The 18,766-nt window shown below is 70.4% G+C and carries 16 protein-coding genes and 1 tRNA gene; 4 read left to right on the forward strand and 13 right to left on the reverse strand.

Features of this window, described 5'->3' with window-relative positions; genetic code table 11:
- Positions 1-18 precede the first annotated feature (18 nt).
- The 6 genes from ACJJVL_RS11300 to ACJJVL_RS11325 are packed head-to-tail and all read right to left on the reverse strand — an operon-like array spanning position 19 to position 7,105.
- On the reverse strand, positions 19-1,776 hold the full coding sequence (locus tag ACJJVL_RS11300) for a protein kinase domain-containing protein (protein ID WP_405218762.1): 1,758 nt from the start codon (positions 1,774-1,776) through the stop codon (positions 19-21).
- The gene (locus ACJJVL_RS11305; RefSeq protein WP_405218763.1) at positions 1,773-3,254 is read right to left on the reverse strand and encodes a peptidoglycan D,D-transpeptidase FtsI family protein; all 1,482 of its coding nucleotides are present in this window, start codon (positions 3,252-3,254) and stop codon (positions 1,773-1,775) included. The genes ACJJVL_RS11300 and ACJJVL_RS11305 overlap by 4 nt, the downstream gene beginning before the upstream one ends.
- Positions 3,251-4,657 carry an FtsW/RodA/SpoVE family cell cycle protein gene (locus ACJJVL_RS11310; RefSeq protein ID WP_405218764.1) on the reverse strand — a complete coding sequence of 469 codons (1,407 nt, stop codon included), beginning with the start codon at positions 4,655-4,657 and terminating at the stop codon, positions 3,251-3,253. The genes ACJJVL_RS11305 and ACJJVL_RS11310 overlap by 4 nt, the downstream gene beginning before the upstream one ends.
- Positions 4,654-5,895, reverse strand: coding sequence for a PP2C family protein-serine/threonine phosphatase (locus ACJJVL_RS11315; RefSeq protein ID WP_405218765.1), 1,242 nt, complete (start codon positions 5,893-5,895; stop codon positions 4,654-4,656). Before ACJJVL_RS11315 ends, ACJJVL_RS11310 begins: the two co-directional genes overlap by 4 nt.
- Before the next feature lie 2 nt (positions 5,896-5,897).
- A complete protein-coding gene (locus ACJJVL_RS11320) occupies positions 5,898-6,431 on the reverse strand; it encodes an FHA domain-containing protein (protein WP_405218766.1) in 534 nt (177 codons plus the stop codon).
- Positions 6,428-7,105: an FhaA domain-containing protein gene (locus ACJJVL_RS11325; protein ID WP_405218767.1), complete on the reverse strand. Its 678-nt coding sequence runs from the start codon at positions 7,103-7,105 to the stop codon at positions 6,428-6,430. The genes ACJJVL_RS11320 and ACJJVL_RS11325 overlap by 4 nt, the downstream gene beginning before the upstream one ends.
- A gap of 95 nt (positions 7,106-7,200) precedes the next feature.
- Here ACJJVL_RS11325 and ACJJVL_RS11330 point away from each other — a divergent pair.
- The 4 genes from ACJJVL_RS11330 (at position 7,201) to ACJJVL_RS11345 (ending at position 11,640) form a co-directional block, all read left to right on the forward strand.
- Positions 7,201-7,284 (forward strand) — tRNA-Leu (locus ACJJVL_RS11330).
- Between the two features lie 456 nt (positions 7,285-7,740).
- A complete protein-coding gene (locus tag ACJJVL_RS11335; protein WP_405218768.1) occupies positions 7,741-9,777 on the forward strand; it encodes an MMPL family transporter in 2,037 nt (678 codons plus the stop codon).
- A complete protein-coding gene (locus ACJJVL_RS11340) occupies positions 9,743-11,017 on the forward strand; it encodes a sensor histidine kinase (RefSeq protein ID WP_405218769.1) in 1,275 nt (424 codons plus the stop codon). Before ACJJVL_RS11335 ends, ACJJVL_RS11340 begins: the two co-directional genes overlap by 35 nt.
- Complete coding sequence (locus ACJJVL_RS11345) at positions 11,014-11,640, forward strand: response regulator (protein ID WP_405218770.1); 627 nt, start codon at positions 11,014-11,016, stop codon at positions 11,638-11,640. The genes ACJJVL_RS11340 and ACJJVL_RS11345 overlap by 4 nt, the downstream gene beginning before the upstream one ends.
- Positions 11,641-11,649: 9 nt before the next feature.
- Here the strand turns inward: ACJJVL_RS11345 and ACJJVL_RS11350 are convergent, their stop codons facing one another.
- The 7 genes from ACJJVL_RS11350 to ACJJVL_RS11380 form a co-directional block, all read right to left on the reverse strand.
- Positions 11,650-12,822 carry an alcohol dehydrogenase catalytic domain-containing protein gene (locus ACJJVL_RS11350; protein WP_405218771.1) on the reverse strand — a complete coding sequence of 391 codons (1,173 nt, stop codon included), beginning with the start codon at positions 12,820-12,822 and terminating at the stop codon, positions 11,650-11,652.
- Positions 12,823-12,832: 10 nt separating this feature from the next.
- Positions 12,833-13,639: a hypothetical protein gene (locus tag ACJJVL_RS11355; protein ID WP_405218772.1), complete on the reverse strand. Its 807-nt coding sequence runs from the start codon at positions 13,637-13,639 to the stop codon at positions 12,833-12,835.
- Between the two features lie 64 nt (positions 13,640-13,703).
- Positions 13,704-14,060, reverse strand: a complete 357-nt coding sequence (locus ACJJVL_RS11360; protein WP_405218773.1) for a PadR family transcriptional regulator — start codon at positions 14,058-14,060, stop codon at positions 13,704-13,706.
- Between the two features lie 85 nt (positions 14,061-14,145).
- Positions 14,146-15,630, reverse strand: coding sequence for an MFS transporter (locus tag ACJJVL_RS11365; RefSeq protein WP_405218774.1), 1,485 nt, complete (start codon positions 15,628-15,630; stop codon positions 14,146-14,148).
- A gap of 60 nt (positions 15,631-15,690) precedes the next feature.
- Complete coding sequence (locus ACJJVL_RS11370; RefSeq protein WP_405218775.1) at positions 15,691-16,920, reverse strand: M20 family metallopeptidase; 1,230 nt, start codon at positions 16,918-16,920, stop codon at positions 15,691-15,693.
- The gene (locus ACJJVL_RS11375; protein WP_405218776.1) at positions 16,917-18,095 is read right to left on the reverse strand and encodes a M24 family metallopeptidase; all 1,179 of its coding nucleotides are present in this window, start codon (positions 18,093-18,095) and stop codon (positions 16,917-16,919) included. Before ACJJVL_RS11375 ends, ACJJVL_RS11370 begins: the two co-directional genes overlap by 4 nt.
- A 51-nt stretch (positions 18,096-18,146) precedes the next feature.
- Positions 18,147-18,758 (reverse strand): protein-L-isoaspartate O-methyltransferase family protein, encoded by a 612-nt coding sequence (locus ACJJVL_RS11380; protein ID WP_405218777.1) that lies wholly within the window; start codon positions 18,756-18,758, stop codon positions 18,147-18,149.
- Positions 18,759-18,766: the final 8 nt, after the last annotated feature.

The following is an 18,766-nucleotide window of genomic DNA, read 5'->3' on the forward strand; positions in this document are numbered from 1 at the left end:
TCTACGTCAGCCGCGCGGTCACGGGCCGTCCGGCGGCTCGACCGGCAGCGTGGGCTCCGGCTCGGTCGTCGGCGTCGGTGTCGGGGTGGGCTCGGGCTCCGGCTCCGGCTCCGGCTCCGGCTCCGATGCGCTCATCGCGAGCACCGGTGAGGAGCCGCTGGTCAGGGTCTGGCCGCCCTGGATATCGCACCGGTAGGTGTAGGAGACGGTGGTCTCACCCGCTGGGATCTCGGTGATGTTCAGCTGCGCCCCGTTGATCTGCAGGGTCTGCGGTTCGCCGACGGCCCACTCGATGAGCACGTCGTAGCCCGCCAGCGTGTAGCCGGCAGGACAGGTGGCCGCATCCCAGACGACCGTGTAGGCCTCACCCGCGGTGAGGTCGGCCGGGTCGGCATCGCCCTGCAGGCGCGGCGCAGCGGTGGGATCCGCGATCGCCGCGACCGGTGCATGGATGGTGCCGGTGATGGTGGAGCCCTCGTCCACGGGTCCGGTCGGGTCGACGGCGTAGACGCGCGCAACGTCCGCGGCGCTGGGCGCCGGGTCACCGGTGGTGACGCTCGCCACCAGACCGAGCGCCTCGATCGCGTTGCGGAACTCGGTCTCGGTCATGCCCTCGAAGTCGGCGAGATCGATCGTCACCTGATCCGGCTCCTCGGCGACCTGAGAGGTGTCGGTCGGCTGCGGCTGATCCTGGTTGCTGTTGATCATCATCCAGACGATCGCCGCTCCCGCGGCGACCAGCAGCACCGCGAGGATGACCACCGGCCAGATCCACGGGTTGGTGCGGCGACGCTCGGTCGCGCGGCTCGCCGGCACCGTCGCGGTGAGGGGCAGGGCTGCAGTCACCGGCGTCGACTGCGTCGTGATCACGCGCGTCGCCGCCTGGGTGGGGGAGTCGATGGTGGCGAACGAGTCCGTCGATGCGATGCCGGGAACGATCGCGGCGGCTCCGGCGATGTCTCCGCGGCGCAGCATGGTCGCCGCGCGCGAGAGGTGCGCGGCCGAGGTCGGCCGATCGGCGGGGGTCTTGGCGATGCAGGAGAGGACCAGGTTGCGAACCGGCTCCGGGACGGTGCCCGGCAGGTCCGGCGGTGCATCGTTGATGTGCGCCATCGCGATGGCGACCTGCGACTCGCCCGTGAAGGGGCGCCTGCCGGCGAGTGCCTCATAGGCGACGATGCCGAGCGAGTAGATGTCGGTCGACGGCGCCGCCTGCTGGCCCGATGCCTGCTCCGGCGAGAGGTACTGCACGGTGCCCATCACCTGGCCGGTCGCGGTCAGCGGCACCTGGTCGGCGATGCGAGCGATGCCGAAGTCGGTGATCTTGACCCGACCCTCCGGCGTGATGAGGAGGTTGCCCGGCTTGATGTCGCGGTGCACGAGGCCCGCCTGGTGTGCGGCGTGCAGCGCCGCGGAGGTCTGCGCGACGATGTCGAGCACCTTGTCGGCCGACAGCGTGCGGTCGCGGTCGAGGATCGCGCTCAGCGGCTCCCCTGGCACGAGCTCCATCACCAGGAAGGCGCTGCCCTCCTCCTCGCCGTAGTCGAACACGTTCGCGATGCCCTCGTGGTTGACGAGCGCGGCATGCCGGGCCTCGGCGCGGAAGCGCTCGAGGAAGCCCGGGTCTCCCATGTACTCGTCCTTGAGGATCTTGAGCGCGACCGTGCGCCCGATCACCTGATCGGTCGCCTGCCACACCTCGCCCATGCCTCCGATGGCGATCCGGCTGGTCAGCTGGTATCGCCCACCGAAGGTGAGTCCGCTGGATGGTCTCATGAGTTCAGCACCGCCTCGATCACTGCTCTCCCGATTGGCGCGGCGACGACGTTCGACGTGTCCCCGACGATGTTCTCATCTGGCACGATCACGACGGCGACCGCCACGCTCCGATCGTCCAGTTCTCCGTACCCCGTGAACCACAGGTTGAAGGGCTCGTTGTTCTCGCCCGTCTCCGCGGTGCCGGTCTTGCCGCCCACGGTGACGCCGGGGATCTGCGCATTCGTCGCGAGCCCCTCACGGACGCCGAGCTCCATCGTCTCGCGCATCTGCACCGCAACATCCGCCGAGATGGGGTTGCCGAGGATGGTCGGCTCAGGAGCGGCGACCACGTCCAGGTTGGGGGCGAGCACCCGATCGATCATGTTCGGCTGCATCATGGTGCCGTCGTTCGCGATCGCGGCGGTCGTCATCGCGATCTGCATGGGCGTCACGCGCACGTCGTACTGGCCGAAGGAGGTGAGCATGGTCTGTGCATCATCGAGATCCGTGGGGTAGGTGCTGGGGAGCACGGTGAGGGGGATGGAGAGCGTCTCGCCGTACCCGAATTCGGCCGCCTGCTGGGCGATGGCATCCTGCCCGAGCTCGAGGCCGAGCTGCGCGAACGGGATGTTGCAGGAGAGGATGAACGCCGTCTCGAGCGTGACGGTCTCACCCGGGCCGCAGGTCTCGCGCGATGCGTTGCGGATCACGCTCGTCGACTGCGGCAGCTGCAGCTCCGCGGGGTTGTCGAACTCCGACTCGAGCGTGAAGCGTCCGGACTCCAGCGCCGCCGCGAGCACCACCACCTTGAACACCGACCCGGGGAAGAAGAGGTCGCCGGCGATCGCGCGGTTCTGCAGCGGCTCCTCGGGGTCGCTGATCAGTCGGTCGTAGACCTCGGTCACCGCGGCCGTGTCGTGGCTGGCGAACGCGTTGGGGTCGAACGTGGGGCTCGAGTACATCGCCAGCACGTCGCCCGTGTCGGGATCGAGCGCGACGACCGCGCCCTCCCGGTCGCCCAGCGCGGCCGCCGCCGCCCGCTGCGCCTCGGCGTCGATCGTCAGCTCGACGGATGAGCCCGCCGGGCTCTCTCCCGTGAGCGTCGCGAGCACCTGGTCGAGGAACTGGCTGCTGGCAGTGCCCGTCAGCTCGGAGTTCATGGCGCCCTCGATGCCGGTGTTGCCCTGCCCGAGGGTGTTGTAGCCGGTGACGTGCGCGTAGAGCTCGCCCGCCGGGTACTGGCGCTGCCACTCGAACTGGTCGTTCGACGGCTCTGACAGCGCGACCTGCACGCCGTCGACCACGATCGAGCCGCGCTCGACCGCGAACGAGTCGTAGAGCGTGCGCGTGTTGCGGGGGTCCGCGTGCAGCGCATCCGCCTGCACCGCCTGGATCATCGTCGACGACCCGAACAGCCCGACGAACATGATCAGCAGCAGGGTGCTCACCCGCCGGATGGGCCGGCGCATGCTCTGCTCCTGCGCGACGTTGCTCATGCGATCCCCCTTCCGCGCACCGAGTCGCTCAATCGCAGCAGCAGCGCCACGATGAGCCAGTTGGCCAGCAGCGATGAACCGCCGGCGGCCAGGAACGGCGTCGTCAGCCCGGTCAGCGGGATGAGCCGCGTCACGCCGCCGACGACGATGAACACCTGCAGGCCGATCACGAACGCGAGGCCGACGCCCAGCAGCTTCGTGAAGTCGTCGGGACCCTGGAAGCCGATGCGCACGCCGCGCGAGACCAGGATCAGGTACAGGCCGAGGATGGCGAACAGGCCGGTGAGGCCCAGCTCCTCGCCGAGCGACGGCACGATGTAGTCGCTGTTGGCGTACGGGGTGATCTCGGGCCGACCGAGGCCGAGACCGGTGCCCAGCACGCCGCCGTGGCCCATCCCGAACACGCCCTGCACGATCTGGAACGAGCCGCCCTGCGCGCTGTAGACATCCTGATCGAAGGCGTGGATCCAGGCGTGGATGCGGCGCTGCACGTAGCCGAGCGAGAAGTAGGCGGCGACACCGCCGACGGCGACGAGGCCGACGCCGATGAACATCCACGAGCGGCGCCCGGTGGCGACGTAGATCATCACCAGGAACAGGCCGAAGTAGAGCATCGCGGTGCCGAGGTCGCGCTGGAAGACCAGCACGAGCATGCACATGCCCCACACGAGCAGGATCGGCCCCAGATCCCGCAGCCGCGGGAAGCGGATGCCGAGGAAGCGCTTGCCGACCACCGAGAGCGAATCGCGCGCGGTCATCAGGTACCCGGCGAAGAAGATCGCCAGCGCGATCTTCGCGAGCTCGCCGGGCTGGAAGGAGGCGAAGCTGCCGATGTTGATCCAGACCGTCGCGCCGTTGATGGTGCGGCCGAGCCCGGGGACGAGCGGCAGGATCAGGAGGATGAGCGCAATGGCCATCGCGAGGTACCGGTAGCGCGCGAGCACCCGGTGGTTGCGGACGACCACGATCGCGGCGATGGCGATCACGAGGGCAAGGCCGGTCCAGATGATCTGCCGGATCGAGGAGGCATCCCACCCGGTGACGCCGTCGGCGATGTCGATCCGGTAGATCATCGCGATCCCGAGGCCGTTCAGCACGGTCGCGACCGGCAGGATGATGGCGTCCGCCTCGCGGGCGACGACGCGCAGCGCGACGTGCATCGCGAGGGTGAGCACCCCGAGGCCGGCCGCGAGCTGCAGCGGCAGCAGATCGACGCGCTGCAGGGCGCCGAGCTGCACGAGCACCATCGCGCCACCGGCGATGACCCAGGCGATCACCAGCAGGAAGAGCTCCAGGTTGCGGAGCTTCGCGGGGTTGCGGATGCGGACCTTGATGGCCTCGGTCACATCGCGCAGCTGCACGATGCCGGTCTGCAGCGCGTTCGGAGCGGTCTGATCGGTCATGGCGACGGCTCCAATCGCTCGACGATCGCGCGGGCAGCCTCCAGCGATCCGGCCGAGATCGTCTGATCGACGTTGCGCTGATTGAACGGGGTGAGGTCGTCGACGGCGATATCGGTCTCCTCCACCTGGGTGGCGAGCACGAACGGGCCGATCTGCTGCTGGATGCCCTGGTAGATCGCGACGTTGCCGGTGTCGTTCACCCCGACGAAGTAGCGATCCTGGGTCCAGCTGTAGAACACGGTGGAGACGACGAGCACGCTGATCAGCACCAGCATCGCACCGATGCTCCAGATGATGCGGCGGGTGCGGCGCATGCGGCGCTGCTCGGCGAGCAGCTCCTGCAGGAACTCCTCGCTCTCCGGTTCGAAGTGCTCGAAGGCCGGCTGCATTCGCGACTTTCGCGGGTGCATGATGAGCTGCCCGAGACTCACGAAGGTGCGCTCGGGCTCGACCGCCTCGTAGCTGATGGGGGCCGCTGCCGAGCCGACCGTGGTCGGCTCGATCGACGAGGAGCGCCGCTCGTCGATGTCGCACAGCACCACCGTCACGTTGTCGGGGGCGCCGCGCGAGAGCGACTCGTTGACCAGCCGCTGCACGGTCGCCGGGGTGTCGAGACCCTGCGCGAGGATCGTGCGGATCCGCTCCTCGTCGACGTAGCTCGAGAGGCCGTCGGAGCAGACCAGCCAGCGGTCGCCGGGCAGCGCGTCCTCGACGAGCGTGTCGATCTCGGGGTCGTGCTCCACGTTGCCGAGGATGCGCATCACCACATTGCGACGCGGGTGGTGCTCGGCCTCCTCGCGCGTGATGCGGCCGGCGTCGACGAGCTTCTGCACGAACGTGTGGTCGGTCGAGATCTGCTCGAGCGCGCCCACGCGGTAGCGGTAGATGCGGCTGTCGCCGATGTGCGCGATGCCCAGTTGATCCCCGACGCGGATGATGCCGGATCCGGTCGTGCCCATGCCGGAGAGCTCCGGATGCTCGAGCATCGCCTGCTGCAGCGCATCGTTGCCCTCGCGCAGCGCTCGAGCGAGCGTCTGCGCGGCCTCCTCCGCAGACTCGTACTCCCTGTCGGCCTCGCGCACGCCGCGCGTGACGATCGCGCTCGCGACGTCGCCGCCGGCGTGACCGCCCATCCCGTCCGCGACGAAGAACAGCCGGGCCCCGGCATAGCCGGAGTCCTGGTTCTCGGTGCGGATCCGGCCGACGTGGCTGATCGCTGCGGACAGCGGAGTGCTCAAGCTCAGCGCCTCAGCTCGAACGTGGTGGTGCCGATGCGCACGGAGGTGCCCACCTGCACGGCCGTCGACTCGCTGATGCGCTTGCCCTCGACGAAGGTGCCGTTCGTCGATCCGAGATCCTGCACCACCCACTGGTCGCGCCAGCGCGCGATCTTGGCGTGCGCGTTCGAGGTGTAGTCGTCCTTGATCTGCAGCCCGCTGCCCGACGACCGCCCGATCGTGAGCCCCGTCTCCGGCAGCTCGAGCTCGAGGCCTGACTTCGGTCCGGAGGTGACCACGATGCGCCGTGCCTGCCCGGACGCCGCCTTCGGAGCGCTCTGCGGAGCGGCGCGCTCCGTCGCGGTGGTGGGCGCGTCAGCGCCCGCCGACGCTGCGCCGGCCTCGCGCGTGCGGGCACTGCGGACGGCCACCTGCTGGAGCTGTGTGAGGCGCGGACCGAAGAGATCGCTGCGCAGCGAGTAGAGGACGATGAAGATGAACAGCCACAGGAGGGCGAGGAAGCCGATCTTGATGACGATGAGGGTCAGTTCGCTCACGCTTGCTCCTTCGGCTGCGCCAGGAGGCGATAGACGATCCGCGTTGCGCCGATGTCGATGATCGAGTCGGGTTCGAGCAGCGCGTGCTTCAGCGCCCTGCCGTTCAGTGTCGTGCCGTTCGTGGAGCCCAGGTCGCTCACCTGGGCCCGTGTGCCGTCCCAGATGATCTCGGCGTGATTGCGCGAAGCGCCCGCGTCATCGACGGTGATGTCGGCGTCCGAGCCGCGGCCGATGACGGTGCGGCCCATGCGCAGCCTGTGCCGCTTGCCCTTGATGTCGACGACCGCCGTCCAGACCACCTCGCCGGCCTCGGAGTCGGAGCGGATCTCGAGCATCCCGGTCGTGAGGGCCTCATCGGGCTCCAGGCCGAGGTCGACGGGGCCGGGGAAGGAGTAGCCCGACTGGCGCGCGTGCGCCTGCACGCTGTCGGTCAGCTCGTCGAGCAGCGCATCGCCCAGGCGGCGCAGCTTCTGGAAGTCGGTGGACGAGAGACGGACGGTCAGCCGGTTCGGCACCAGGATGCGGTCGCGCGAGACGACGCTTGCCTGCGTGTCGAGCTCGCGCTTGAGCGCACTGGCGATCTCCACCGGCTCGACGCCGGAGCGGAACGTCTTCGCGAAGGCGCCATTGACGGCCTTCTCCAGACCGCGTTCGATCGAATCGAGGAATCCCATTGCGTGCCATCACCTCCCTTCAGCCGCCGTTAGCGTACCTGCCGAGCCTAAGAACCTGATATTCTCGTCAAGTTGCCCGGTTCCGACTGGGCTTCGCGCGAGTGGCGGAATTGGCAGACGCGCTGGCTTCAGGTGCCAGTGCCCGCAAGGGCGTGGGGGTTCAAGTCCCCCCTCGCGCACGATCGGCCCCGGGCTCCACCCCGGGGCCGTTCGCTGTTTCCGGGCGGTGCCTGCGGCACCGCGCCCGCGGCACCGCGCCGGCGGCTCTCGCGCCTGCGGCTCTCGCGCCTGCGGCTCCCGCGCCCCGCTCCTGCGGCTCTCGCCGTGCTCCCGCGGCGCCTGCCCACCCGCTCCTGCCCGCGGCGTCCCAAGCAGCGGACGTATTCGGCAGGGGTCTCCGGGAGAGGAGCGATCGTCCTCGATCCGCGACATCTCCTCGCTTCGGGACGCCGCCGTCGCCGCGCAGTCACGTGACCGCCGCCCGCGCATGCCCGCGCATCCATCGAACGATGGAGACCGGGCGCGGTCAAGCGCACGATGCCACGCGCCGCGATCCTCGGTGGGATGGATGCATGACTGCTGCTGCCGGGCGCGTGCCCCTCTCCGACCGCTTGACCTCCCGACGCGGAGCGTGGGTGAGTCTCGTTCTCGTGCTGCTCGGCTTCACTGCGCTGCTCGGGCTGTTCAGTGGCGCCGAGCAGCCGGCCGGCAGCGACAGTGCGCCGGCGGACTCGGAGTCGTCGCGCGTCGCCGCGCTGCTTGAGGAGTTCCCGAACGCCGACCAGCAGTCGGTGCTCGTCGTCGCGTCGCGTGTCAACGGCGGCGCGCTCGCGACATCCGACCTCGACGCCCTCGAGGCGTTCGTGCCCGTGCTCGGCACAGAGACCGCGGCCGATGCTCAGGGCCCGCTCGTGAGCGATGACGGTGCCGCGGCGCTGCTGGTCGCTCCCATCACGGTGGGGGAGAGCAACGGCGAGACGGCGGAGACGATCTCGTCGCTGCGAGCGACGATCGCTGATCATCCGATCACCGGGCTGCAGCTGCAGGTCACCGGCGGCCCGGCCTTCGGTGCCGATGTCGCGGCGGCGTTCGACGGCGCCGACTTCACGCTGCTGCTCGTGACGATCCTGATCGTCGCCGTGCTGCTGATCGTGACCTACCGCTCGCCCATCCTGTGGCTCATCCCGCTCACGGTCGTCGCCCTCGCCGATCGCGTCGCCGGCGTCACCACCGCTGCGCTCGGCTCGGCGCTCGGACTGCAGTTCGACGCAGGCATCATCAGCGTGCTCGTCTTCGGCGCTGGCACGAACTACGCGCTGCTGCTGATCTCGCGCTATCGGGAGGAGCTGCTCCTCACCGGCGACCACCGCCGTGCCATGAGTGACGCGTGGCGCCACGCCGCGCCCGCGATCCTGGCGTCGAACGTGACCGTCGTGCTCGCGCTGCTGACGCTCGTGCTCGCCGTCATCCCCGGTACGCGCGGCCTCGGGCTCTCCGCTGCTGTCGGCCTGCTCATCGCCGTCGGCGCGGTGCTGCTGGCGCTGCCGTCGCTGCTGGCGCTGCTGGGCCGGCGGGTCTTCTGGCCGTTCATCCCGCGCCCGGGCGCTGCGGCATCGCACGGCAGGGCATGGAGGGCGATCGCCCGAGGCGTGATGCGCCGCCCTGCGATCAGTCTCGGCGCCGGCCTCGCGCTGCTCGCCGTCATGGCCGGTGGCCTGGTGGGCACGACGGTCGGACTCGACCAGCTCGAGCGCTTCCGCGTGCAGTCGGAGTCGGCGGAGGGCCTCGAGACGCTCTCCGCGCACTTCCCGCCAGGGGAAGCACAACCCACCTTCGTGGTGTCCGACAGCGGGCACGCGGATCGGGTGCTCGACGCGATCGACGGCATCGAGGGCGTCGTGCGCGCCCACCCCGTCGCGGGGACCGGCGATGGCGCGCTCACGAAGATCATGGTGACCGGTGCGTTCGCGCCGGGCACCGAGCAGAGCCTCGCGCTGACCGAGCGGCTCCGCGACGCCGTGCACGCGGTGTCGGGCGCGGATGCGCTCGTCGGCGGCGGCGCCGCGACCGACCTCGATGCGCGGGCCGGCAACATGCAGGATCTGCTGGTTATCGCGCCGCTCGTGCTGGCGGTGAGCTTCATCGTGCTGCTCGTGCTGCTGCGGTCGATCGTGGCACCGGTGGTGCTCCTGCTGGTGAACGGCGCCAGTGCGCTCGCGGCGATCGGTGCGGGAGCCTGGCTCAGCCGCGTGCTGCTCGATCAGAGCGCGCTCGACCTCCAGGTGCCGCTGCTGGCGTTCCTCTTCCTCGTGGCGCTCGGCATCGACTACACGATCTTCCTCGTGCACCGCGCTCGCGCCGAGTCGCGCATGCACGGGACGCGCGACGGCATGGTGCGCGCGGTCGCGAGCACGGGCGGCGTCATCACGAGCGCGGGCATCGTGCTGGCCGCCGTGTTCGCCGCGCTGGGTGTGCTGCCGCTCGTGACGCTCGGGCAACTGGGCCTCATCGTCGGCCTCGGCGTCGTGGTCGACACACTGGTGGTGCGCACGGTGATCGTGCCCGCGCTGTTCGGCATCCTGGGCGACCGCATCTGGTGGCCCGGCGGCACGCACCCGGAGGGGAGAGAATCGAGCCGTGAGCATCGTGCACCTTCCCCTGTCGGGGTCTGAGACGGCGGGGCCGGCGCTGGGCGTGGGCCCCGTCGGCCGCGCAATGCTGATCGGCCAGCACGTGATCGCCGCGGCACTGAGCAGCATCGGCGCGATCCGCGCGATCACCGATGGCACGCCAGCATCCGGTGCCATCGTCGCCGGCCTTGCGATCCTCGCCTGGCACACTGCCGGCTCGATGCTGCTCGCGAGGAGGGGCTCGCGGCGCGCGGTCACCTGGTGGCTGCTCGGGTTCGTGCTGGTGTGGGTCGCTGCCGTCGCGGTCTCCGCCGAGTTCGTGTGGGTCGCGTTCCTGCTCTGGCTGCTTGCCGGGCACCTGCTCGCGGGCGGGTGGTCGATCGTCTTCTCGATCGTCGTGTTCGCCGTGGTGGTGGTCGCGCCCGTCATCCACGAGGGCACGACGAGCTACGCCAATGTCTTCGGGCCGCTCATCGGCGGCGTCTTCGCGCTCGGCATCTCCCGCGGCTACCTCGAGCTGCTGCGGGAGGCGGCCGAGCGCGAGCGCCTGGTCGCGTCGCTCGCCGCGGCCCAGCGCGAGACCGCGGCGCTGCAGGATGAGCTCGCGCTCGCGCAGCGGCACTCGGGCGCGGTGGCCGAACGAGCGAGGCTCGCTCGCGACATCCACGACACCATCGCGCAATCGCTCGCGTCGATCCACTTGATCGCGCACGCCGAGATCGACCGGGCGCGGGATGCGGCTGCGACACGCACGCTCGAGCAGATCGAGACGATCGCGAGCGAGAGCCTGGCCGACGTGCGCCGCATCGTCGCCGCGCTTGCGCCGTCCGAGCTCGACGATGCGCTCGCGGCGGCGCTCGAGCGCATGCTCGCCCGGATGCGCGACGAGACCGGGGTGCGCTCGGAGGTGCACGTGGATGGATCGCTGCCGCTGCTGCCGACCGCTGTCGAGGTCGCGCTGCTGCGCACCGCGCAGTCGGCGCTCGCGAACGTGCGCCAGCACGCGGGCGCGACGCGCGTGGTCGTGAGCCTGATCGACGCGGGGGAGGACGTGCGCCTCGACATCATCGATGACGGTCGCGGCATGGACATCGCCGCTTGGGAGGCCGACGACGGCACCGGGTCGTCGTCGGCCGGCCCGTCGAGCTATGGCCTGCGCTTCATGCGCGCACGGCTGCGCGAACTGGGCGGTGGCCTCGATCTCGAGAGCGCGCCGGGCGAGGGCATGGCGCTGTCGGCCCACCTGCCGATCCACACACGAGGGAGCACGGAGCAGCCATGACCATCGAGATCCTGCTCGTAGACGACCACCCCGTGGTCCGCAGCGGCCTGCGTGCCGTGCTCGAGACATCCGCCGACCTCACGGTGGTCGGCGAGGCGGCCACCGGCGAGGAGGCGGTGGCGCTCGCCGAGCACCTGCGTCCCGACGTGGTGCTCTGCGACCTTCGGCTCGGCGACGGGATGGACGGGATTGCGGCGACAGCGGCGCTGCGCGCGCTCGAACCGGCACCCGCCGTGCTGATCCTCACAACCTTCGACCGCGAGGCAGAGATCCTCGGCGCGATCGAGGCCGGGGCCGCCGGCTACCTGCTGAAGGATGTCCCGCCCGCGCGCATCGTCGACGGCATCCGTCGTGCTGCCACCGGCGACACCGTGCTCGAGCCCGAGCTCGCCGCACGGGTGATCCAGGGCATCCGCAATCCCCTGCCGAAGCTGACCGAGCGCGAACGGGATGTGCTGCAGCTGCTTGCCACCGGAGCCGGCAACCGCGAGATGGCGAAGTCGCTGTTCGTGACCGAGGCGACGGTGAAGAGCCACCTGGTGCACATCTTCACCAAGCTCGAGGTCGACAGCCGCGCTCGTGCCGTGCATGTCGCCAGAGAACGCGGCTTGCTGGAGCGGTGAACGGCGCCGTCAGGGCTCCAGGACCACCTTGATGCAGCCGTCGTGCTTCTTCTGGAACATCTCGTACATCTCGGGTGCACGGTCCAGCGGCACCCGGTGGGTGACGAGATCCTCGACGCCGAGCGGGTCGGAAGGGTCCTCGACAAGGGGGAGGAGCGTGTCGCGCCACGCGTGCACGTTGCACTGGCCCATGCGGATGGTGAGCTGCTTGTCGAAGAGCGTCATCATCGGGATCGGGTCGGCCGTGCCGACGTAGACGCCGCTGAGCGACACGGTGCCGCCCCGGCGCACCGCATCGAAGGCGGTCATCATGGCGCTCAGGCGGTCGAGCCCGGCCTGCTGCATCATCGGTCGCGCCAGCGCATCCGGCAGCAACCCGACCACCGCCTGAGCGGCAGCGGCAGCGCCCGCCCCGTGGGCCTCCATGCCGACGGCGTCGACCATCGCGTCGGGCCCGCGGCCGTCGGTCATCTCGCGCAGCGCGTCGACGGCTCCCTCCATCTCGAGCGTCTCGACGCCGTAGCGCTCCGCCATCGCCCGCCGCTCAGCGACGGGCTCGACCGCGATGACACGGTGCCCCAGGTGGCGACCGATGCGCGCGACGAACTGCCCCACGGGACCCAGCCCCATGACGCCGAGCGTGCTGCCGGGCTCGAGGTTGGCGTAGGCGACGCCCTGCCACGCGGTGGGCAGGATGTCGCTGAGGAACAGGTAGCGGTCATCCGGCAGGTCGTGCCCCACCTTCGTAGCGTTGAAGTCGGCCAGCGGCACCCGCAGCCGCTCGGCCTGGCCGCCGGGCACGGAGCCGTACAGCGAGGTGTAGCCGTAGAGCGCGGCGCCCGTGCCCTGGTCGCGGTTCTGGGTGGTCTCGCACTGCGTGGTGAGCCCGCGGCTGCACGAGAAGCAGTCGCCGCACGCGATCACGAACGGGATGACGACGCGGTCTCCCGGCTGCAGCTGGGTGACATCGGATCCGACTTCCTCGACGATGCCCATGGTCTCGTGCCCGAGCACGTCGCCCTTGCTGAGGAACGGCCCGAAGAGCTCGTAGAGATGCAGGTCGGAGCCGCAGATCGCGGTCGACGTGACGCGGATGACGGCGTCGGACGGCCGCTGGATGGTGGGATCCGGCACCTCCTCGACCGTCACGGTGCGCTTGGACTGCCAGGTGAGTGCTCGCATGCGGCAGACGCTACGGGATCATCCTGGGCTTCGGAACCGAGTTCGCGTCGGCATCGAGTCGCACGTGCCACGGCCCCGGCGGCAGCGGCACGGAAGCGGGTGGGAGCGGCGCGGTGTCGGGTCCTGCGCGGTGCAGGAAGTGCAGCAGCACTCCTGCGAGCAGCGGCAGGACGATACCTCGGGCCGCAGCCTGGGGGATGCCTGGGGAGAGGTCTGCGGCGAGCCAGACGCCGTAGCCGTGCGTCAGCATCACGGCGACCAAAGCGCCGGCCCCTGCCCAGCCGAGGATGCTCCGCTCAGAGCGCGCCCAGCGCCGTGCGCCGAGGCCTCCGAGGGCCAGTGGCACGACGATGAGCGCGACGATCACTGCGGCTGCGGCCAGCGGCGAGGAAGGACCTCCCGCCGCGGCGATCGCGCGCCACCCGTCGGGGAGAGACCCGGGCGCCGAGCGCAGCGGCAGCAGCACGAGAGCCTCGAGCAGGCACAGCACCGCAGTGAGCGTCAAGAGCGCAGCACCCACGGCGCGGAGCCGTGGCCGCATGGCGGGCCGCACGACTTCGGTCAGCCAGGGCTTCGGCGGCTTCCCGACCTCTGCGGCGATGCCGCTCGCGATCAAGCACGCCCAAGCCGGCCCCGCCCACCCGAACCAGTGCGCATCGCCGGCGAGGGCGAGGGCGGCCGCGATCGCCACGGGTATGAGGCCGAGCAGCCAGAGCGGCGCCGCGAGCCGTGCTGCGCCGCCGACGGTGACGCCGGCGAGATGGAGCTGCACGACCAGCACTGCGGAGTGCACGAGCACCGCCACGGCGAGCAGCACGGAGGCGGCGTCGATCCGCGCTGGTGCAATGGCAGCGATGCTGCGGCAAGCTCGACGATGCGCCTCATGCCGCGCCGCCCAGCGCGGGACGCGGCCGGCGTGCCGGAGCGGCTGCCGCGGCCTTGGCCTGCTCGGATGCGGCCGCGGCGCGCGCCCGTTGCAGAGCGGCCATCGCTGCATCGCGGGCGTCGGGAGTCAGCCGGTAGAGCCGTCTGCGAGCGCCAGGGCGAGCGCCCCCGGCCTCCCAGTCGCTCACCACCCATCCGTGGGATTCGAGCCGCTCGAGGATCGGGTAGACGGAGCCCGTGGGTCGTCCCGTGGCACCGGCGATCTCGAGCCCCCAGGTCGGCGCATCCTGCGCCACGAGGTGCGAGAGCACGTCGAGCGTCGCGGGCGTCATGCGGGCGAGCGGGCGGACCATGGCCACACTCTACATATATAGAGATAGAAGCGGAAGGGCATGAGGCAGGGGCGCCCCGCGATGCGGGACGCCCCTGGATCATGCGTCAGCTGGTGCGGCTGGTGCCGCCACCCGCCCGGTACTGGCCGTCGACGACCTCGTTGTTCGGGTCCTTCACCTTGCCGACGAGGTCCTGACCGATCGCGATGCGGTCGACGTCGTCATCGCCGGGCACGATGTCGCCGCGCAGGCTGCGACCCGCCGTCTCGTTGAAGGTCAGGATCGCGATCAGGCCGATGATGCCAGCGATCGTCATGTAGATGCCGGGGATGAGGGTGGAGCCGGTGCTCTGGATGAGCGACTCGTTGATGAGACCGGCGGGGCCGCCGAGCAGCGATGTCGCCACGTTGTAGCCGAGCGCGAAGCCCGCGTACCGCACCGTCGTCGGGAACAGCGCTGGCAGCGTCGCCGAGATGTTGCAGAGCAGCATCACCAGGAAGAGACCGAAGATCGCCAGCCCCAGCACCTGCAGGACGACATTGCCGGTCTCCAGCAGCAGCACCGCCGGGATCGAGAACAGCACGAAGCCGACCGCTGCGGTCAGCAGCACCGGCCGCCTGCCGATGCGGTCTGTGAGCGCCCCGAGCGGGATGATCGCGACCATCATCACCAGCTGCACGCCCACGAGCATGAGGCCGGCCTGCGTCGCATCCATGTCGAGTGAGGTATTCAGATACGTCGGCATGTAGGTCAGCACCAGGTAGAACGCCGTGTTGATGAGGACCGTGATGCCCATGATCTTCACGAGCTGCTTCGGCTGCTTCGTGATGAGATCGCGCAGCACCTGCCAGGCGCTCGTGCGCGTGTCCTGCTCCTGCGCCTCCGTGAAGGTCTCCGAGTCGTGCAGGTTCTTGCGCATCAGCAGCGCCACGATGCCCAGCGGCAGGGTCAGCAGGAACGGCAGTCGCCACCAGCCGGCCTCCATGCCGTCACTGCCGACGATGAGCTCGAGCGCCGTGACGAGGATCGCCGCCATCGAGAAGCCCAGCAGCGTGCCGAACTCCAGGAAGGAGCCCCAGAAGCCGCGCCGGTCGTCGGGCGCGTGCTCGGCCATGTAGACGGCTGCACCGGCGTACTCGCCGCCCGCCGAGAAGCCCTGGATGATGCGCAGCGTGAACAGCAGGATCGGTGCGAGCCAGCCGACCATGTCGAAGGTCGGCAGGATGCCGATGCAGGCCGTCGAGACCGAGATCAGCAGGATCGTGAACACCAGCACCTTCTGGCGCCCGATGCGGTCGCCGAGCGGGCCGAGCACCGCGCCGCCGATGGGCCGGATGAGGAAGGAGACGGCGAAGCCGAACAGCGCCCACAGGACGGAGTTCTCAGACCCCCCGAAGATCTGGTTCGCGAGGTGCACCGTGAGGTAGCCGTAGATGCCGTAGTCGAACCACTCGATGGCGTTGCCCGCCATCGCGCCCATGACCGATTTCTTGACGGTCTTGCGCTGGAGCGGTGAGAGATCGATCTCTCTGGTGATGGTGGGGGGCTCGTGCGCGGGGTGCGCACCTCCCGCTGCGGTCTGCTCGGTCATGGCCGTGTCCCTTCTGGTGCTGCCGTTGGGGTCGTGCTGTGTCGTGCTGTGTCGTTGCGGTCAGGAAATGGATGATGCGCGCTGGTGCAAGCGCATGAGCAAGCGAGTGTACGCGCGTGCGGCGGTGGCCAGGTGCGCGATCCGCACCCGCTCGTTCGGCTGGTGCGCCTGGCCGGTGATGTCGCCGGGCCCCAGGATGATCGTCGGGCAGCCGTGATGGCGCGCGATGAAGCCACCCTCGCAGGCCGCGGTCCACGCCTCGACGGGGGCGTCCTCGCCCTCGGCCTGCAGTGCCTCGACGGCGCTCGCGACCAGCGGGTCGCTCTCCTCGGTCTCGAAGCCCGGCATCTCCATCAGCAATCGGGCGTCTGCGCTGCAGCCCACGTCGGCGATGCCCTCGCGCCGCACTGCCTCGGCGATGCCTGTGGAGAGCTGCTCGAGCGCCTGCGCACCCGTCTCGCCCGGCATCAGTCGCCGGTCGACCAGCAGCGTGCAGCGGTCCGGAACGATCGACGTGCCGTGCCCGCCCTCGATGCGGCCGACGTTCCAGGTGGCCGAGCCCAGCAGTCCGGAGGCGCCCGAGCGCATCCGCGCGTGGTCGTCGGCGATCCAGGTCGCGATGCGCGCTGCGGTGGTGATGGCGCTCGCGCCATCCTCCGGTCGACCGGCGTGCGCAGCACGACCGGCCACCTCGATCTCGAGATTGGCGGCTCCGCGACAGGCGATCACCACGGCCAGGTCCGTGGGCTCGGCGACGATGCAGGCCAGGTAGTGCCCGGGGGGCTCCGTGATGTGCGCCTGGATCCCGGTCGCGAGATCCTCCTCGTCGACCGTCACGATCATCTCCAGCGGCAGGTCGGCGCGCACGTGGTTGACGGCAGCCATCGCCTGCAGGGCTGCGGCGATGCCGCCCTTCATGTCTGTGGCGCCGCGGCCGGTCAGCCAGCCGTCATCGACGCGAGGGCTGAAGGGCGCTGCCGTCCACCCCTCTCCCGCGGGCACGACGTCGCTGTGCCCGAGCAGCAGCACGGCGGGACGCTCCGGCGTCGGATCCGGCCCGAACCGGATCGAGAGGTTCGGCCGCTCCGGCGCCACCAGGGTGCGCTCGGTGCGACCGCCGAGGCGCGACGCGATCGTCTCCAGCACACGCACCGTGAGCATCTCCGTGCCACCGGGGTTCTCGCTCGCGGCGAGAATGAGCGACGAGGCGTCGGCGACGATCGTGGCATCCTCGATGAGCGCGAGCGCAGCGTCGAGGGCATCCTCGTGACGGGGCGTTTCGGGGTTCATCTGCTCTCCTTCGCCAGCAGCTCTCGCGGTGCTGACGTGAGCACCTCTGCACCGGCATCCGTGACCGCGATCGACTCGCTCAGCTCGCAGCCGTAGCCCGACATCCACATGCCTGCGATCACGTGCAGGCACATGCCCGGCTCGATGACCGTCTGCTCGTCGCCACGGATCGAGACCGTGCGCTCGCCCCAGTCGGGCGGGTAGCCGATGCCGATCGAGTAGCCCAGTCGCGACGGCTTCTCGAGCCCTTCCGCGCTGATGTGCGACTGCCAGATGCTGTGCACCTCAGCGACCGTGCGGCCGGGCCGGATGCCGTCGAGCACCAGCTGCAGGCCGGCGGCCGTGACGTCGGCGAGGCGCGCGAGGCGATCGCTCGGGCGGCCGAGCACGAGGGTGCGGGCGAGGGGCGCGTGGTAGCGGCGATGCGCGCCGGCGATCTCGAGCGAGATGGCCTCGCCGTCGTCGAGCCTGCGGGCACTGAAGGTCATGTGGGGCGTATCGGCCGACTCGCCCGTCGGGAGCATCGGCACGATCGCCGGGTAGTCACCCTCGATGTCGTCGATGCCGGTGGTCTGCACGAACTGGATCGCGGCGGCGATGTCGTTCAGCCGCGCGCCCGACGCGACCGCGTCGATCCCCGCCTGCATGGCGGCGGAGGCGACCCGGCCGGCCTTGCGCATGAGCTCGAGCTCGTGGGGGCTCTTCACCAGCCGCACCCAGTTGACGAGATCGTGCGCGTCGACGAGCTGCCATTGGGGCAGGCCGCGCTGCAGCGCAAGGAACGATCGCACCGAGAGGAAGTGGGCTTCGCCCTCGTAGCCGACGCGTCCGCGCCTCCCGAAGCCGTGCGCACGCAGCTGCTCCGCCGCCCAGTCGAACGGGTGCACGTTGCGCTGGTGCACGAGCGACTCGGGGTAGCCGAGGATGCGCTCGCGAGGTGTCGCGGCGGCCGTGCGGTGCGCGCCGCCCGCATCCATCTCCCGCATGATCAGCAGCGGATCGCCCGAGAGCGGCACGAACAGCAGCTGCGGCATGTAGAACGACCAGGCATCGTAGCCCGTCAGGTAGTGCAGGTTGGCCGGATCGACCACCACGAGGCCGTCGAGGCCGCTGCGGGCCATGCGAGCGCGGGTGCGCTCGAGCCGATCCGCGTACTCCGCCGGGCTGCACTGCACGGGGCCTCCTTGCCTCAGTCTGGTCACCCTATGTCAGGGCGCATGGCTCGGTCATTCGCGCAGTGGAACGAAGGCGTAGGTGCCGCTGTCGGTGCGCGCCCGCGGTCGGCCGTCGCGGATGTCGACCACCCGCATGGCGCCGGCGACCGGCGCCACCATGCGGCCGCCCTCGGCCAGCTGTGCCACGAGTGCTTCGGGCATCCGACCGAGGTCGGCGGAGACGAGGATGCGATCCCACGGCCCGTCATCGGGCAGGCCGAGCACGCCGTCGACCGCCTGCCTGATGCGGCGTGCGGGATGCGCGTTCGCGTCGCGGCCCCGGGCCGAGGCATGCGCGGCGAGGTTGGTGTTGCCCAGCTCGACGAGCTCGGGGACGAGCTCGACACCGACGACGTCGGCGCCCAGCTCGGCGAGGATCGCGGTGGTCCAGCCGGAGCCGGCGCCGACGTCGAGCACGCGTTGGCCCGGATGCGCATCGAGCAGCTCGAGCATCCGTGCGACGGTTGAGGGCTGCGAGTTGGTGGCATCCCAGCCGATGTGGACCGGGCTGTCGATGCCGGCCAGATGGCGCGCCTCCGCCGGCAGGAACCTCGCGCGATCGGCGGCGCGCATGGCCGCGCGCACGCGATCGATCGTGTCCTGCCCCACCCGCAGCCCCTGCATGCCTGCAC

The sequence above is a fragment of the Agrococcus sp. Ld7 genome (assembly GCF_045064095.1).
GTDB lineage: Bacteria > Actinomycetota > Actinomycetes > Actinomycetales > Microbacteriaceae > Agrococcus.

Excerpts from the sequence above, each read along its gene's own strand:
- ACJJVL_RS11300 (WP_405218762.1), bottom strand. The coding sequence starts at position 1,776 with ATGAGACCATCCAGCGGACTCACCTTCGGTGGGCGATACCAGCTGACC.
- ACJJVL_RS11305 (WP_405218763.1), bottom strand. The coding sequence starts at position 3,254 with ATGAGCAACGTCGCGCAGGAGCAGAGCATGCGCCGGCCCATCCGGCGG.
- ACJJVL_RS11310 (WP_405218764.1), bottom strand. The coding sequence starts at position 4,657 with ATGACCGATCAGACCGCTCCGAACGCGCTGCAGACCGGCATCGTGCAG.
- ACJJVL_RS11325 (WP_405218767.1), bottom strand. The coding sequence starts at position 7,105 with ATGGGATTCCTCGATTCGATCGAACGCGGTCTGGAGAAGGCCGTCAAT.
- ACJJVL_RS11345 (WP_405218770.1), top strand. The coding sequence starts at position 11,014 with ATGACCATCGAGATCCTGCTCGTAGACGACCACCCCGTGGTCCGCAGC.
- ACJJVL_RS11350 (WP_405218771.1), bottom strand. The coding sequence starts at position 12,822 with ATGCGAGCACTCACCTGGCAGTCCAAGCGCACCGTGACGGTCGAGGAG.
- ACJJVL_RS11360 (WP_405218773.1), bottom strand. The coding sequence starts at position 14,060 with ATGGTCCGCCCGCTCGCCCGCATGACGCCCGCGACGCTCGACGTGCTC.
- ACJJVL_RS11365 (WP_405218774.1), bottom strand. The coding sequence starts at position 15,630 with ATGACCGAGCAGACCGCAGCGGGAGGTGCGCACCCCGCGCACGAGCCC.
- ACJJVL_RS11370 (WP_405218775.1), bottom strand. The coding sequence starts at position 16,920 with ATGAACCCCGAAACGCCCCGTCACGAGGATGCCCTCGACGCTGCGCTC.
- ACJJVL_RS11380 (WP_405218777.1), bottom strand. The coding sequence starts at position 18,758 with ATGCAGGGGCTGCGGGTGGGGCAGGACACGATCGATCGCGTGCGCGCG.